17 protein-coding genes and 1 pseudogene are annotated in these 15,463 nt (G+C 58.5%); 13 read left to right on the top strand and 5 right to left on the bottom strand.

Annotated elements, in window-relative coordinates; genetic code table 11:
- The 3 genes from repA (at nucleotide 1) to repC (ending at nucleotide 3,665) form a co-directional block, all read left to right on the top strand.
- Nucleotides 1-1,191 carry a plasmid partitioning protein RepA gene (repA, locus tag G6L01_RS25760; RefSeq protein ID WP_174096608.1) on the top strand — a complete coding sequence of 397 codons (1,191 nt, stop codon included), beginning with the start codon at nucleotides 1-3 and terminating at the stop codon, nucleotides 1,189-1,191.
- An 84-nt stretch (nucleotides 1,192-1,275) separates the two neighbouring features.
- Nucleotides 1,276-2,271, top strand: coding sequence for a plasmid partitioning protein RepB (repB, locus tag G6L01_RS25765; protein ID WP_174096609.1), 996 nt, complete (start codon nucleotides 1,276-1,278; stop codon nucleotides 2,269-2,271).
- Nucleotides 2,272-2,426: 155 nt separating this feature from the next.
- Complete coding sequence (gene repC, locus G6L01_RS25770; protein WP_174096610.1) at nucleotides 2,427-3,665, top strand: plasmid replication protein RepC; 1,239 nt, start codon at nucleotides 2,427-2,429, stop codon at nucleotides 3,663-3,665.
- A 193-nt stretch (nucleotides 3,666-3,858) separates the two neighbouring features.
- Here the strand turns inward: repC and G6L01_RS25775 are convergent, their stop codons facing one another.
- Both G6L01_RS25775 and G6L01_RS25780 read right to left on the bottom strand, forming a co-directional pair.
- Nucleotides 3,859-4,836, bottom strand: coding sequence for a TIGR03885 family FMN-dependent LLM class oxidoreductase (locus G6L01_RS25775; protein ID WP_174096611.1), 978 nt, complete (start codon nucleotides 4,834-4,836; stop codon nucleotides 3,859-3,861).
- Nucleotides 4,837-4,891: 55 nt separating this feature from the next.
- A complete protein-coding gene (locus G6L01_RS25780) occupies nucleotides 4,892-5,425 on the bottom strand; it encodes a DUF4142 domain-containing protein (RefSeq protein WP_174096612.1) in 534 nt (177 codons plus the stop codon).
- A gap of 112 nt (nucleotides 5,426-5,537) precedes the next feature.
- Here G6L01_RS25780 and G6L01_RS25785 point away from each other — a divergent pair, with 112 nt between their 5' ends.
- The 5 genes from G6L01_RS25785 (at nucleotide 5,538) to G6L01_RS25805 (ending at nucleotide 8,239) form a co-directional block, all read left to right on the top strand.
- The gene (locus G6L01_RS25785; protein ID WP_174096613.1) at nucleotides 5,538-5,783 is read left to right on the top strand and encodes a hypothetical protein; all 246 of its coding nucleotides are present in this window, start codon (nucleotides 5,538-5,540) and stop codon (nucleotides 5,781-5,783) included.
- Nucleotides 5,784-5,829: 46 nt separating this feature from the next.
- The gene (nadE, locus tag G6L01_RS25790; RefSeq protein ID WP_174096614.1) at nucleotides 5,830-6,651 is read left to right on the top strand and encodes an ammonia-dependent NAD(+) synthetase; all 822 of its coding nucleotides are present in this window, start codon (nucleotides 5,830-5,832) and stop codon (nucleotides 6,649-6,651) included.
- 76 nt (nucleotides 6,652-6,727) lie between these two features.
- Nucleotides 6,728-7,306: a cysteine hydrolase family protein gene (locus G6L01_RS25795; protein ID WP_174096615.1), complete on the top strand. Its 579-nt coding sequence runs from the start codon at nucleotides 6,728-6,730 to the stop codon at nucleotides 7,304-7,306.
- Between the two features lie 121 nt (nucleotides 7,307-7,427).
- Complete coding sequence (locus G6L01_RS25800) at nucleotides 7,428-7,832, top strand: VOC family protein (RefSeq protein ID WP_174096616.1); 405 nt, start codon at nucleotides 7,428-7,430, stop codon at nucleotides 7,830-7,832.
- A gap of 125 nt (nucleotides 7,833-7,957) precedes the next feature.
- Nucleotides 7,958-8,239, top strand: coding sequence for a hypothetical protein (locus G6L01_RS25805; protein ID WP_174096649.1), 282 nt, complete (start codon nucleotides 7,958-7,960; stop codon nucleotides 8,237-8,239).
- Between the two features lie 10 nt (nucleotides 8,240-8,249).
- Here G6L01_RS25805 and G6L01_RS25810 read toward each other — a convergent pair whose 3' ends face one another.
- Nucleotides 8,250-9,395 (bottom strand): site-specific integrase, encoded by a 1,146-nt coding sequence (locus G6L01_RS25810; protein WP_174096617.1) that lies wholly within the window; start codon nucleotides 9,393-9,395, stop codon nucleotides 8,250-8,252.
- Nucleotides 9,396-9,519: 124 nt separating this feature from the next.
- On the opposite strand from G6L01_RS25810, the gene G6L01_RS25815 reads away from it, so the two are divergent.
- The gene (locus tag G6L01_RS25815) at nucleotides 9,520-10,473 is read left to right on the top strand and encodes a DUF1403 family protein (RefSeq protein WP_070167282.1); all 954 of its coding nucleotides are present in this window, start codon (nucleotides 9,520-9,522) and stop codon (nucleotides 10,471-10,473) included.
- A gap of 44 nt (nucleotides 10,474-10,517) precedes the next feature.
- On the opposite strand, the pseudogene G6L01_RS25820 reads toward G6L01_RS25815, so the two are convergent.
- Nucleotides 10,518-10,697, bottom strand: a pseudogene (locus G6L01_RS25820) (TetR/AcrR family transcriptional regulator); the annotation flags it as partial.
- Nucleotides 10,698-10,779: 82 nt separating this feature from the next.
- On the opposite strand from G6L01_RS25820, the gene G6L01_RS25825 reads away from it, so the two are divergent.
- Nucleotides 10,780-11,268, top strand: coding sequence for a redoxin domain-containing protein (locus tag G6L01_RS25825; protein WP_060720098.1), 489 nt, complete (start codon nucleotides 10,780-10,782; stop codon nucleotides 11,266-11,268).
- A gap of 77 nt (nucleotides 11,269-11,345) precedes the next feature.
- Here G6L01_RS25825 and G6L01_RS25830 read toward each other — a convergent pair whose 3' ends face one another.
- Nucleotides 11,346-12,272, bottom strand: coding sequence for a LysR family transcriptional regulator (locus G6L01_RS25830; RefSeq protein ID WP_060719972.1), 927 nt, complete (start codon nucleotides 12,270-12,272; stop codon nucleotides 11,346-11,348).
- Between the two features lie 170 nt (nucleotides 12,273-12,442).
- On the opposite strand from G6L01_RS25830, the gene G6L01_RS25835 reads away from it, so the two are divergent.
- The 3 genes from G6L01_RS25835 (at nucleotide 12,443) to G6L01_RS25845 (ending at nucleotide 15,392) form a co-directional block, all read left to right on the top strand.
- Entirely contained in the window at nucleotides 12,443-13,135 is a 693-nt protein-coding gene (locus tag G6L01_RS25835) for a type 1 glutamine amidotransferase domain-containing protein (protein WP_060720097.1), read from the top strand.
- Nucleotides 13,136-13,265: 130 nt separating this feature from the next.
- Nucleotides 13,266-14,549 (top strand): MFS transporter, encoded by a 1,284-nt coding sequence (locus G6L01_RS25840; protein WP_234891848.1) that lies wholly within the window; start codon nucleotides 13,266-13,268, stop codon nucleotides 14,547-14,549.
- Nucleotides 14,550-14,651: 102 nt separating this feature from the next.
- The gene (locus G6L01_RS25845) at nucleotides 14,652-15,392 is read left to right on the top strand and encodes an SDR family oxidoreductase (protein ID WP_060719971.1); all 741 of its coding nucleotides are present in this window, start codon (nucleotides 14,652-14,654) and stop codon (nucleotides 15,390-15,392) included.
- The last annotated feature ends 71 nt before the right edge of the window (nucleotides 15,393-15,463 follow it).

The following is a 15,463-nucleotide window of genomic DNA, read 5'->3' on the forward strand; positions in this document are numbered from 1 at the left end:
ATGAGCACTACGCTGCCCAACCGATTTGATATTGAGATTGCCCAGCAGGGCGCCAAGATCTCAAACGCGTTGCATATGCTGCGCAGCCAACAGTATCCTCCTGATGCGCGCAAAGGTCTGCGTAAATTCCAACTTGGAGAAGTTGCGGATTTTATGGGGGTTACTCAGACGCATCTCCGACAGCTTAATTCCGACGGCAAGGGCCCAGAGATAGAGTCGGTTAGCGGTCGCCGCTATTATACGGCAGATCAAATGTTGGAACTCCGGGATTATCTTGAGGCCAATAAGAAATCTGACAAAAGGTATTACGTTCCTAGGCGCCGTGAGGGCGAATCAATGCAGGTCGTCTCGGTCGTAAATTTCAAAGGCGGGAGCGGCAAGACCACCACCGCCGCACACCTTGCACAATACCTCGCTCTCACCGGCCATCGGGTGTTGGCGGTCGACCTTGACCCTCAGGCGTCACTCACCTCCCTTTTCGGGATCCAGCCCGAACTCGATGATACGGCGTCCCTGTATGAGGCCCTTCGTTTCGATGACGAGCGGAAATCGATTGCGGATGTTATACAGCCAACCAATATTCCCGGTCTTGATGTCGTGCCTGCAAATCTGGTCCTGCAGGAGTATGAGTATGATGTCCCCCTAGCGATATCCTCCAAGAAGGGTGAGGACGGCCGGCTGTTCTACATGCGCATTTTTAATGCGCTGAAGCAGGTGGACGACAGGTACGATGTGGTGGTTATAGATTGCCCACCACAACTTGGGTACCTGACGATCACGGCGCTCATGGCCTCGACAGGCATTCTGATTACGATCCATCCTCAGATGCTGGACATCATGTCAATGAGCCAATTTCTGATGATGTTAGGCGGAATTATGGGGCCCGTCGCAGAGGCTGGCGCCGAGATGCGTGTTGAGTGGTTCCGCTATCTTGTAACTCGCTTCGAGCCGACGGACATTCCACAGGCACAGATGGTCGGGTTCATGCAATCCATGTTCGCCCAGCAGATGTTGCGAAATCACGTCCTGAAATCGACGGCAATTTCCGATGCTTCAATAAAGAAGCAGACCTTATACGAGGTGGAACGGGGTGATTTCGTCCGGTCTACCTATGACCGGGCGATGGAAAGTCTGAACGCAGCCAACGGCGAAATCATGGAATTAATCCACGGCGCATGGGGGCGCAAATGACGCATTTGTCAGCCGTTTTTTCCGTGGGATTTATGAAGCATATCAATACCCTGTCGACGTTGAAAGCGAGTTTGGAGGCCGGCTGTGGCGCGTGAGAATCCTTTTGCGAAACTTGACATGGCTTCCATCGCTTCTAACCAGACACCGACAAAGCCTGGTTACGGCATGACGGGGGCAGCAAAGACTGTCGTTCGCTCCATCGAGGACTTGGCCGAGAACACCAAGAAGCTGATGGAAGGCGAGGTGATTGTGGATCTGGATCCGCGGTTGATTGACGTTTCGTTTGTCGCCGATCGCCTTTCCGACGATGGCGAGGAGTACCAGGAGCTAAAGCAGGCGATCAAGACATCCGGCCAGACAACGCCCATTCTGGTTCGACCCAGTCAGGCAGATAGCCAGCGGTTCATGGTGATCTTTGGTCACCGCCGTCTCAAAGTCGCCAAAGAACTTGGTATTCCGGTCAAGGCAGTAGTCAAGAAACTGGATGACATCACGTCAGCAATCGCCCAAGGGCAAGAAAATTCCGCCCGTTCAAATCTATCGTTCATCGAGCGCGCGTACTTCGCACAGAATCTACTCGCGTCCGGAATGACGAAGGATGTGGTTCGATCGTCGCTGGCGATCGACGAGGCGATGCTCTCTAAGATGCTTGGTGTCGTGGAGGCAGTTCCGGCCTCGGTTCTCAAGGTGCTCGGAGCATCCAAGAAGATCGGACGCGACAAGTGGCTGAGCCTTCGTCAATTGGTTCTCGCCCCTGCCCTCTTGAAGGTAGCTACGGAACACGTGGGAACCGCGGAGTTCGCTGAACTGACAGAAGACAAGCGGTTCGATGAACTTCATGACTACCTGAAGCGCTACAGGGTCAAATCAGCTGCAAAAAAGCCCAAGGCCACCGCGTCCGGGAAGGTTTGGACGTCGAGCGATACTTCACTGGATTTCGTGATGAACGCCAAACCAAAGAAGGTTGCGATCGAGCTTTCGAATGTCGAAGCGAAGCCCTTCAGCGAATGGCTTTCAGCCCACATGGACCGTCTGTACACCGAGTACAGAGGATCGAAGCAGGAAAACAACGGAGAATAAACCGCAAAAGAAAAAGGCCCCCAAACGGTAAACCGTGGAAGCCTCTCTCGTATCTCTCGCAGGATTGAGAATCGCATTTCCCGGAATCACAGTCAAGAGTCTTGGCACCGATTTGGTGAGCGGATTTCCTTTGCCTGAAGAAAGGTGAAAGAAAAATGCAAACGGGACATGTAACGACGCCCTTTGGGCGGCGGCCGGCGACGCTTGCCTTGGTGAAAGGGCAATTGGCGATCGCGGCTTCCACACCAGGCACGCGTGTCGAGAAGTGGAAGGTGTTTCGCGATGTGTGCGAGTCGAGGGAGCGCTTTGGTTTGCAAGACAGAGCGCTCGCCGTTCTCGATGCCCTATTGACGTTCTACCCCGATGCGCAGCTCGATGCTGAAAACGGGCTTGTTGTATTTCCATCCAATGCGCAGCTGTCCGTCCGCGCTCATGGGATCACGGAAAGTACACTGCGCCGTCAGCTCCGCGCACTCGTGGATGCGGGACTTATCCAGCGTCGTGATAGTCCGAACGGGAAGCGATACGCACATCGCAGTCGAGACGGTGAGATCGAGCAGGCTTACGGCTTCGATCTGAGCCCGCTGCTTGCCCGTGCCGCCGAGCTTGCCTTGCTGGCTCAAGACGTGGCCGCGGAACGTATGCGCTTTCGCCGGGCGAAGGAAGCACTCACGATTTGCCGCCGAGATGTCCGCAAGCTGATAACAGCTGCGATTGAGGAAGGCGCCCCCGGCAATTGGGAGCATGTCGAAACGATGTATATTGGAATTCTGGAGCGGCATCCTCGCTATCCGGACAGAAACCAAGTCGAAGCCGCACTCGATGAGATGGAGCTCTTGCGTTCTGAGGTACTCAACCTTCTGAAAAGGCTATCGGAAACCAAAAATATACACGGCAATGCCATCCCAAATAACCGTCACATACAGAATTCAAATACCGAATCTATAAATGAATTTGAACCTAGCTCCGAAAAAGAGCAGGGCGAAAACTTGCCGGAAGGACCTCGGACAAAGAACGCGGTGCAAGCAAAGGCTAAGGTTGATTCGATCAAGTCATTTCCGCTTGGTATGGTTCTTCGGGCCTGCCCGCAGATAATCGACTATGGACCCGCAGTCGGAATTTCGCATTGGCGAGAGTTGATGGCGGCGGCTGTTGTTGTCCGTTCAATGCTTGGGGTCAGCCCATCCGCCTACGAGGAGGCTTGCAATGCAATGGGCCCCGAAAATGCGGCGGTGGCGATGGCGTGCATTCTAGAACGATCGAACTTAATCAATAGTCATGGCGGCTATCTTCGTGATCTTACGAAACGCACAGTACGGGGCGAATTCTCGCTTGGGCCGGTGTTGATGGCACTACTGAAAGCACACGGCGGAGAGGGGCGGCGTGCTGGTTAAAGTTATTGACTTCAACCGACTTGTCAGCCGTTTTTCTCTCGATATTTGTCAGTTAGAACAAAATGTTAGCAAGGTTGACGTCCTCATTCATGGAGTACGGCTCGCCGTTCGGGGAGGCGGATTTGTGGTATATGGCAACGGCTGTGGTCCAGGGTACCATCTACTTGAGACGCCCACTGTCAATCCAGGATGGCTAGTTACGGCGTAGATTCGGCTTGCTGAAAAATTGCTCGGCCATGAAATCTATAAACCCGTGCTGATTGCGGGATACGTTATGGACGTAGATCTCGTCAAAACCACAGCTCACGCATTCTTCGACCAGATCGAGAAGTTCGTCTCCGCGCGTAATCAAGGGGATGAACTCATCCATCCCTTCGGGCGTCACATCGGATGACGCGGCATCGAATTCTGCCGGGGTTTTGAGCTCGGCCAACAGATCCGGCGTGACCGCCGCATTGCGCCACTCATGCCAGGCGGCCATTCGCGCCTCATCGAAGGTGGGTGCCCATGACACTTGAAGCTGGAGAGCAAGAGGCCTCCCCGCGCCGCCGCTCGAGCGGAATGCCTCGACCACCCGCTTCAGTTCGTTCGCCGGTTTCCGAACCGTCACAAGTCCGTCCGCCCATTTCCCGAGCCAGCTTGCCGTCTCCTCAGTGAGCGCCGCGCCCAACAGCAAGGGTGGCTTGTTTGGAAGTGACCACAGCTTTGCCTGTTCTGTCTTGAGGTGGGGATGATCAGAGGTCACCGTTTCGCCGGCAAGCAGCGCGCGGATAATTTCTGAACCGGCTTCCAGTCTCTCGTTTCGCTCCGTCTTGTCTGGCCACCCGCGTCCAACGGCGTTTTCGTTCAAGGCTTCGCCGCTGCCCATGGCAATCCACCGCAGACGCTCCGGAAACATCTCGCTCAAGGTCGCGACCAGATGCGCCAGCACGACTGGATGATAACGCCAGCCGCCCGGTATGGCGAGACTGCCGAATGGCAGCCTGGTCTTTGCCATCGCTGCGCCGAGCCATGCCCAGTTGTTGCCGGAGTTTCCCTGCCGATGGCTCCACGGTGCCAGGTGATCGGACGTCATGATGGCCTGGAAACCGGCGCGCTCAGCAGCCTGGACGTAGTCCAGCAGTTGACTGGGCGAGAACTGTTCGTGAGAGGCGTGGTAGCCGATCAGCATGGCGTCCTCAAAAAATGCCCCCGCGAGAGGAACCCGGCGGGGGCAGGATTATGGGTTACTTGTTCATCTCTGTCGCCATGTGCAGGTGATGCTCCAGCGCCGGCCGGGTCTTTGCAGCCCAGGCCTTCAGCTCAGCGTTTTCGCCCTCGTCGCCGTAGCGCTTGAACAGATCGACCGCATCTTCATGCACGTCTTCCTGGTCGGAGTGATACTGCTTCGTGAACTCTTCGCCCTGAAGCTTCTTGAGATCGTCCAGCATGCCCTGATGAGCGGACGACATGGCAGTCGGGATCGTCGCCTTGATTTTGCCTGACGTCACAATGGCTTTCAGCTCATCAGAAGTCTTCTGGTGGTCGGTCAGCATCTGCTGAGCAAATGTTTTTGTCTTTTCGTCCGATCGTTCCACGGCAAGCTTGCTGGACTCAATCTCGAACATGTCGCTGCTGGCCGCCTCAAGGACGAAGTCTTCGGTCTTTGGCGCGACACCCATGACAGAATTCACGCCGGTCTTTTCGGCTGTGGACTGTGCCAGGGCTGCGGATCCGGCCGTTGCCAGAAGGATGGATGCGAGAATGAGGGTTCTTTTCATGACGATACTCCTGTTGTGGATGGCCGGGTAAACCACCGCGACGCCATCAAGTTCCGAGAGAAGGAACAATTTCATATTGTTATGGTTTTCAGCGCATGCAGGGAGGCTCGTGATGACAGCCAATGACATTTTGGACGAGGATGTTTCGGATTTCGCGACCCGGCTTGAGGCGATGACGGTTGATGAGGTCTTTGCCGCGATGAGCGCGCTGGAAAAGCATAGCGAGGACGACGCCAGTGATCGGGAGGAAACCCTTTCCCGAATTACGCTTGTGGAAGAAGAAATTGAACGGCGCTTCCCCGGGCAGATGTTGACGCCTTACCGCGACTGGAAAAAAGAGCAGCCTTTGCTGTCTTGATCCAACTCTCGCAGCAACGACGCACAAAACAGCCTACGGATCGGAAATGGACAACGAGCAGCACTCGATATCACGGACCCTTGGAGTCACTGCCGATTTCGATGCGGCGCTTGAGGCTCGGCGTCGCATCGCCTTCCTGAGCCATTATTTGCGCCAGGCGTCATGCCGAACCTTTGTTCTCGGAATTAGCGGCGGTGTCGACTCTCTTGCCGCCGGCTTACTCGCGCAATCCGCGGTTTCGGACCTCCGGGGGGATGGATACGATGCTCAATTCATTGCTGTCCGTCTGCCATATGGCGTCCAGGCCGACGAGACAGACGCGCAGAAGTCCCTCGGAGTCATCGGCCCGGACCGTATCGTCACAATTGATATCAAGCCAGCAGCAGACGCCATGCTCGACGCGGTGATGGCGGAGGGGGCGGATCTAGTAGAGCCAGCTCGCAAACACTTTCATCTTGGCAACATCAAAGCACGCCAGCGAATGATCGCGCAGTACGCGCTGGCTGGGTCAACCGGAGGATTGGTGATCGGGACCGATCAGGCGGCCGAAGCGCTCATGGGGTTCTTCACAAAATTCGGCGACGGTGCGGCCGACATACTGCCACTGGCTGGCCTGACCAAACGACGGGTGAGGGCCATCGCCGAGCATATGGGTGCTCCTCAGGAACTGGTATTCAAGGTGCCGACTGCTGATCTCGAGTCTGACGCGCCGCTTCGTCCCGATGAAGACGTCTATGGTGTCACCTACGACGACATTGATAATTTCCTGGAAGGGAAGACGGTCGCTGAACCGGCACGGCAACGTATTCTCAAGACGTATCGGGCGAGCGGACACAAACGCGCCCTGCCGGTAGCGCCGTTCGATTAAATGGCTGAGTGAAGAGTCTCGGCCGCAATCGGCAACCGCTCTTTGTTGTGTTGGTTCGTGTCGAGGAGAGGAGACGATGAACGACAGTCCCTGGATTCACTTGTGCATCGATATGCAGCGGATGTTCGCTGAAGATACGCCCTGGCATGTGCCATGGATGAAAGAGGTTTCGCCTCAGATCCAGGAGATTGCGCAGCGCCATCCGCAGCGGACGGTGTTCACGCGCTTCGTACCGCCGAAGCGAGCGGAGCACATGCACGGCATGTGGCGCAGCTACTATGAGAAATGGGACACCATGACCCTGGATCGACTGGGACCGGACATGGTCAATCTCGTCCCGTCACTCAAGGCCTTGGTCCCACCCGCCCGGATTTTCGACAAGAGGACGTACTCGCCATGGATCACCGGCGAGCTGCACCGCGTCCTGGCGGGGGAGGGTGTTGAGACACTCGCCATCTCGGGTGGAGAGACGGACGTGTGTGTGCTGGCTGCGGCCCTCGGAGCAATAGACCTTGGCTATCGCGTTATTCTGTTGAAAGATGCCGTCTGTAGTGGCGCTGATGATACCCATGACGCCTCGCTCGAGTTGCTAGGCGATCGGTTCTCGGTGCAATTGGAAATCACCTCGACGGAGGATTTTCTCAGACAGGTGTGAACGAACTTGGCATCTTCCAGGACGCGGCTACCTTGCCTCGGCGAACAGGGGAGGGGGATCGCGGATCTCCAGCAGGACCGTAGACCACGGCGTATCGCACACCTTTACCACGGGAATTCACATGTTCAGCCACATCATGATCGGCGCTCGCGACCTTGAGACGATGGTCGCATTTTACGACGCTGTTTTGGCACCGCTCGATCTGCGTCGAGTCGTCGAACTAGACGACGTCGACGAAGCGGGTGTTATCTGGCGTAAAGGCGACAGGCGTTGGCCGCAGTTCGCCCTCCGGCGCCCAATCAATGGTTTGCCGGCGACGTGGGGCAACGGCGTGCAAATCAGTTTCGCAGCACCGTCGAGAGAGGCCGTCGACCATGCCTGGACCACAGCGATGCACAAGGGTGCATATGATGAAGGGTCGCCCGGTCTAAGGCCAAAGTATGCGGAAGATTTCTATGCCGGCTATTGTCGAGATCCGGAGGGAAACAAACTCTGTTTTGTCCATGCACACGGCCTTCCGGCCTGATAGGCGCCCGATAATGGAATCGCCGCATGGGCGCGGCAGTCGATCCGCTCAGTTATCTCCGCGGTATCGGAAAAGCCGGCGTTATAGTACCGTCACACGAAGGACCGAACGGGGACACTGCGGAGATGCTCAAAACTGATACCCGGCAAGCGAATTGGCGGCGTGCCAACCCAGGGAAGTATGAAGCACACCTTGCTGTGCAGCGGGCCGTCAAGGCGGGTGAACTCGATAAGGAGAGTTGCGAGGTATGCGGCGTCCAAGCGGTCGATGCCCATCATGATCAATACGACGAGCCTCTGTGCGTCCGATGGTTATGTCGTCGCCACCATACGCGCCTTCATCATTACGGTGAGGACATGTTCCCGATCAAAAATTCCGCCAGCGCGTCTGGTGCTGGTGCCGACTGATCGGCAAGCGTTACAATCCTGCAGCTTTGGTTAGGTTGATGCGGAAACGGTCACGCCGTCGCTGATACCTGCGAGTCATTTCAGCGGATGCGTGGCCAAGCTGTTTTTGCACATATCGCTCATCGACTTCGGCCGAGGAAGCGAGACCGGCTCGCAGCGAGTGGCCGGAGAATTTGAAGGCCCGTTCTATCTCGCTGAGATCGCCGCGAACGCCAGCCGCGATTGCCGAGCGTTTTACCAGTCGCGCGACTTCCTTATCGTTCAGGCGGTCCGCACCGACGGATTTGCCCTGACCCGTTACGCGGCGGAAGAGGGGACCGTGTGCAAGCTTGGCGAACTTGATCCAGGTCTCGATGGCGACGACCGGACACGTGGCGTCGGATGAGCCGCGGCCTACCTCGACCTCTCTCCAGCCGGTTTTGCCGCGCAGGGTGACAAGCATGCCCTTGTCGAGGATTTCGATCCAGCCGCGGCCGTCTTCGGTCTGATCTGCCTTGAGGTCGAGGCCGACGATCTCCGAGCGCCGCAGGCCGCCAGCGTAACCGATCAGCAGCATGGCGCGATCTCGCAAGCCTCGCAGAGTGCCTCGATCCAAGGTTTCGATGATGGCGATGATGTCGTCTGGCATGACCGCCTCCTTCTGGACGGGCGGGCGGGCATGGCTATTGCGGATACCGGCCATGACGGTGGCGATATGCCTGTCCTTGCGATCTAGCGCGAGGCCGCGTTGGGCAAAGTTCCAGGAGAGTGACGAGAGGCGCCGCTCGATGGTCGAGACGGAGTTGGCCTTGGCGCCGCGCGCAGCGGTGCCCGCGGCACTGCCGGAAGCGCAGGCCGTGATGTAGAGTCCTACTGTTTGCGGATGCGGGGGGAGGGGAGCGAGATTGGACCGCCGGCACCACGCGGAAAAATGCTTCCAGTCGGCGGCGTAGGCTTTGCGAGTATTGGCGGAACTGGCGGCTTCGACGTAGCCCCGGGCGCGACCAGCGAGGCTTGCGAGATGGGCTGGCGTCTGGTCCTGAACGGCGAGAGAGGTGAGGGGGCTTTCGCCCGACACCTCTGGCGCGGAAACATCATGCGACGCCGCCATGCTGAGAGATGGCGCTGAGGTCTCTTCGACGTGATTTTCGGTGTTCTGCTCGATGATTTGCGCCATTTCTCTATAATGACAAATATGTCCGATAATGCAAGATTATCGGACGTATTTCTACAACGACAGGGCGTGCGGTTCAAGTCGATAATGCTAGCATAAACTGCGCACCTGATTTACACTTCGGCGCATGGATTCACTCCTGCCCTCCGCTCCAAATACCCCTGCTTGGTCGCCCCGCCTACCGGCGTGGGCGCTTTCGCGCGGTCGCGAAATCAACGAGTCCGACGCTGCCTTCGCCGCTGGTATCGCCCTGAAATCACTGAACGATATGGTCCGCGCCGAACCGAAATGGATCGGTTGCTGGCGTGATCGCCTAGCCCTCAAATCGGCCACTGTTGCCGCCAGAATGATTGGGCGCGACGAAAAAGAAAGCGCCATCCGGGACGCCGTTTTGTTGACCGCCGCCGGTGACGATCCCGGCCCGGCCGGAAAGCTGTTTCTGGCGACACGATTGCTGACGCGTCGATCCGGGACAATCACCACACCCTTCGTTAAGGAGCTCTCCACGCTTTTGGGAATTCGTTGGGACGACGGTCTTGCCGAGATCCCGAATCTGATCGATTCTGCAAGGCAGTCCGGGCGAGCAGCGCCTTTCGTCGCGGCGGACCTTATAGCGGCACTTTGCGCTGCCCGCCCGGATGCCGAGGTGCTGGCGCTGGGGCTCGCCGATCTCATCTTAGCGTACAAGCTTAATTGGCCGAAACCTGTGCCGCTGCTGCTCCCTGAGCGTTTTGGTCCGGCGTTCCGCACGATCGGCGGCCGCGGTCGCGTTAGGCCGGGCGAACCGGCTTATCCAAAAGCGATCTGCCTGGCGCTGGTCGATGGCGTAGACGCCGCACTTCGATCCGCCGTCGAGATAGACCGCTGCGCCGCACGACTGCTGGCCGTTGCGCCGAAGCTGCGCACCAAGAGAGCTGAGCCCGTTATCCGCAGACTCCTGAAGGAGGACGCGGTGCCTGCGTCGGCCCCCGGTAGCACACTATCTCGCTGGGCGGCCAATCGTCTGTTCGAACGGCTCGAAGGTTTTGAGGCGGTGCGCGAACTGTCCGGCCGATCGTCCTTCCGGATCTTTGGGTTGTGACCATGGCAGGATCCAGCACCGTTCGCAGCAAACGGCGGCCCGACATCCTTGTCCGAAAAATAATGATAGAGTTGCGACTTGCTGGTGCGACTGGCTTCCATGACTTCATCCAGGCTCATTCCAGCAGCACCTTTGGCATAGACGATCTCGGCGGCAGCCTCGATGATCCGTTGTCTTGTCGTCTCTCCCCGGACCGTAAATCCGGATTTTCCGTTTTTTCGCATGGTGATCTCCAAAATTGGACTAGACAGTCCAGTATCCTTCTATCAAGACTGGACCGTTCAGTCCATAAAGGAAGTCATCTTCATGCCAATGCTTCAGAACGACCAGACCTTTCCAGACATCGAAATTCCCGCCGTCGGTGGCGGCGTCATCCATCTTCCAAGCGATCTTGGCGGGTCATACGGCGTCGTGCTCATCTACCGTGGACATTGGTGCCCTTTCTGCAATGAGCAAGTGGCGGCTTTTGTCGCGGCAAGCGACGCGCTTCAGAAAGAGGGCATCAAGGTCGTGGCGTTTTCCGTCGATGACGAAGCCGAGACGAAAGACTTCATTGCAAAGCACGCTATCCCCTTCAAGATGGGGCATTCGGCAGATCTTGAAGCAATCGTTGCGGCTGTCGGCGCCTATCAGAACAACGCCCCGGCACGCGGCCGCTTTCTCGAAAACACCGGCTTCGTGCTCGCGCCCGACGGCAGCGTCGTCAATGCCGTCTATTCCAGCCGGGCGATCGGCCGGCTCGTTCCCAGCGACGTCATTCGCCTCGTCGCCTTCATGAAGTCATTGAAAAAATAAGAAGTGGGCTGGGCCAGATCATTCTCCGCTACCTGGCCCGTGCGCCGATGGTGTCAGGTTTCCACGGGAGTGCCGGGTCACTCACCCCGATGATCGCCATGTCCGGCGAGTAGGTCTCGTGCCACTTCACTGATCAGCGATCGCAGCCACCTGTGCGCCGGGTCATGGCGATATCGGACATGCCATGCCATCTCGACAGGGAAGGTCCCTAGATCGACGGGGGCCGGAAGGATCTTAAGGCGAGGATCCTTGGCAAGACGATTGCAAATCAGGCGCGGCAGTGTGGCGCAATAGTCCGTGACGGCGATCATTTCCGGCACTGCCAGAAAATGCGTCACCGACACGGCAACGTCGCGCTTGAGGCCCTTCTGGTCCAGCGCCTGGAAAAGCCCGGCCCGCATCCGGCCCGGCGGAAGCACGTTGACATGCTTCAGACTTTCGAACTGCTTTTTTGAGATGCTGTCCCGGATGTCCGGATGGTCGGCGCGCACGACGCACGCCAGTCCATCGTCCATCAGGTGCTGCACCACCATATTGTCCGGCGGATCGACGATGCGACCCAGCACCATGTCGGTCGTTCCGGACATTGCGCCGGTCTCGATCAGATCGTTGCCGAACGGGGTAAGGCGAAGCTTGATCCCGGCGGCCCGCTCGCGCAGCTGCGAAACAATTTCGGGCATCAGTACGAACTCGACGTAGCCGTTTGGAGCTAGGGTAAACAACCGTGTTGCCTCGGCCGGATCGAACTCCTGCTGGCCGAGGATCACGTCGTCCATACTTGCGAGCGCAGCACCGATCACCGGCGCCAGTTCCTCGGCCATTTGGGTCGGCCTCATGCCGTAACGCTCGCGGATGAACAGCGGATCGCGCAGCGTGTCGCGCAGGCGGTTCAAGGCATTGGACAGGGCTGGCTGGGTGATGCGGAGCCTTTCGGCAGCGCGGGTCACACTGCGTTCTTCCATCAGCGCAATGAAGACAGGCAGCAGGTTCAGGTCATATTTCATCCCGTTATATTGCAGAGAGTATATCTGAAATCAAAGAAATAAATTTCCGGAATGAGGTCTCGGCAGGCATGATCATCGTGTCGAAAGAGCAGCGATCGAAGGAAGATCGCAGCCAACACGAAACACCCGCGGCAGCTCTTGCCCAGTCAATTTTCGGAAGGATCCGCACAATGAAAATTCTCATGGTTCTCACCTCACATGACGAACTCGGCAACACCGGCCGCAAGACCGGTTTCTGGCTCGAAGAGTTCGCAGCTCCCTATTACGCCTTCCTCGAAGCCGGTGCCGAGATCACCGTCGCTTCGCCCAAGGGCGGCCAGCCGCCACTCGATCCCAAGAGCGACGAACCCGGATTCCAGACCGAGCAGACCCGTCGCTTTCATGCCGATCCCCAGGCGCAGGCCGTACTGAGCACCACCGTCACGCTCGACAGCGTTTCCAAGGATGACTACGACGCCATCTTCTATCCGGGCGGCCACGGCCCGCTCTGGGATCTGGCCGAAGACAAGGATTCGATTGCTCTCATCGAGGCAACCTATCGTGCCGGCAAGCCGGTCGCCTTCGTCTGCCACGCTCCGGGCGTCCTGCGTCACGTCAAGGCGGCCGATGGCGCACCGCTTGTCCGCGGCAAGAAGGTGACCGGTTTCAAGAACACGGAAGAGGACGGCGTGGGCCTTACCGACGTGGTGCCGTTCCTGGTCGAGGACATGCTGAAAGAGAATGGTGGCGTCTATACCAGCGGCGATGACTGGGGCTCCTACGCCGTTCAGGATGGCCTGCTGATCACCGGCCAGAATCCGGGCTCGTCCGTCGAGACGGCCGGCATTTTGCTCGCCACCCTCAAGGCTGCCAAGGCCGCCTGATCGCGGCGGATCATCCTCAAGCTCAAGCTTGAGTCACCTGCCATCTTGGTTCGGGGACAGACCTTGTCGTCTGTCGGGAACCGGGGCCGTCCCCGGACCAAGCTGCATCCCTTTGCCCTGGAGAATAGCGATGACGCACATGCTTCCTGCCCCATCATTCGTCCGCAATCATGTCATGACCAGGGAACCGGCAGTTGTGGAGACAGATGCTCACAGCGACCAGGAGAAGCTCGCGCCACTATCTTTCGCCGCGACCGTTGCCGTGATTGTGCTGGTGGCGATCGACCTGCGGCCGGAAATCGTGTCGATAGGACCGTTGCTGCCGCATATCCGTGAGGAATTCGGCATCTCCAATACACAGGCTTCGTTATTGACGGCCATCCCGGCGATGTTGATGGGTTTGCTGGCTTTCCCGACACCCTGGCTTGCCCGGCGGTTCGGTCGCGACCGGGTGATCCTGATCGCCCTCGTCGTCCTGATGACCGCGACGGCAGGCCGAGCCTTTGCCGGGTCGATCGGCGTGCTGTTGTCCGCCACCGTCGGGGTCGGCGCCGGCATAGCGGTTACCGGTGCACTGATCCCCGGTTTCGCCAAGAAGAGCTTTCCGAAACGCGCCGCAATCCTGATGGGCATTTATGCCATGTCGCTGGGACTAGGCAGCACGTTTGCGGCAGGTCTGGCACAACCGCTTGCCGATGCCGGCAGAGGCTGGAGGTTCGGTTCGGGCATTTTTGCGCTGCCCTGCCTGACGGCGATTGCAGCCTGGCTGTTGGTCGCCCGCGCCGAACGCGGCTCGGACGTTCCGGTGGCCGCAGCGCCAGCACCGGCGCGCCGCGGACTGCCTGTGCGCAACCCCAAGGCATGGCTGATCGCGCTCTATTTTTCGGCCAACAACATCCTGTTTTTCGGCTTCGTGTCGTGGACGGCACCAATGTTTCGGGAATACGGCATGAGTGCCACCACGGCCGGCCTGCTGCTTGCCAGCTTCACCGCCGCCTTCATGGTGTCGAACCCGCTTGCAGGCCTTATCAGCCGAAACGAGGACCGGCGCGGGGTGATTGCCCTGTTTGCGGGATTGGCTCTGGTCGGATCGGCTGCGGTTGCGATATCGCCCAGTCTGCTCCCGTTCCTGTTCATCCCCGTTATTGCCTTCGGCGTGGGCGGTTCTTTCACGCTTGGCATGATCCTGCCGCTCGACAACGCAGCTGATGCACACGAGGCCAATGCCTGGTCGGCATTCGTGATGGGCATCGGATACTTCACCGGTGCACTCGGCCCGCTGCTTCTGGGCCTGCTTCGCGACGTCACCGGTGGCTTCGCCATTCCGCTCTGGATCCTCGCGGCCGTTGCACTGCTGATGCTCGCCTTGTCGCCGTTCCTGCAACCGTCCGGCCTGCGCAGCGCGCGCGACTAGACCCCGCACATTCCACCGGCATTACCCAAGCTTTCCAGGGACGGCCAGCAGGCCGGCCGCCGGACAACCGCGAACTCCATTCACCAACTCGAGGACAAGATCATGACCACAGGTATCGCAGACAAAGTCGTTCTCATCACCGGCGGCAGCACCGGCATCGGTGCAGAGGTCGCCCGGACGCTCGCCGCAAAGGGTGCAAAGGTCGCCATTGCCGCCCGGCGTGAAGAAAAGCTGGAGGCGGTCCGCGCCGAGATTGCAGGGCAGGGTGGTAACATCCGTGCCTATGGCATGGACGTAACTGACAAGCACCAGGTCAAGGCCACCGTCGAAGCCGTGGTTCGGGATCTCGGACGGCTCGATGTCATCATCAACAATGCGGGGATCATGCCAATCCGGCCGATGGCCGAGATCAATACGGACGAGTGGGACGCGATGATCGACGTCAATCTCAAGGGGACGCTTTATGGAATTGCGGCCGCCCTGCCGCTGTTTCTCGCGCAGCAAAGCGGCCACATCATCAACCTGAGCTCCGTCGCCGGCATCAAGGTCTTCGCACCGGGCGGCACCGTCTATTCCGGTACCAAATTTGCGGTCAGTGCCATTTCGGAGGGGCTGCGCATGGAGGTCGGCGGGGCCGTCCGTGTCACGTCGATCGAGCCCGGCGCCGTGGAAAGCGAGCTGAAACTCGGCACGACGGGGACCGCGCGGGACACCGTGCATGACTTCTATGAACAGGCGATACCAGCCTCATCCGTGGCCCGGGCAATTGCCTTCGCGATCGAGCAGCCCGACGACGTCGACATCAATGAAATCGTCATCCGTCCCACGGTCCAGGCGTTCTGAACCTTTTCATACGGGCGGCAACTCTTGCCCGCCTGCTTTTCCAATAAGACACCACAAGGATTATCGGAATG

The sequence above is a fragment of the Agrobacterium vitis genome (assembly GCF_013337045.2).
GTDB classification, from domain to species: domain Bacteria; phylum Pseudomonadota; class Alphaproteobacteria; order Rhizobiales; family Rhizobiaceae; genus Allorhizobium; species Allorhizobium vitis_B.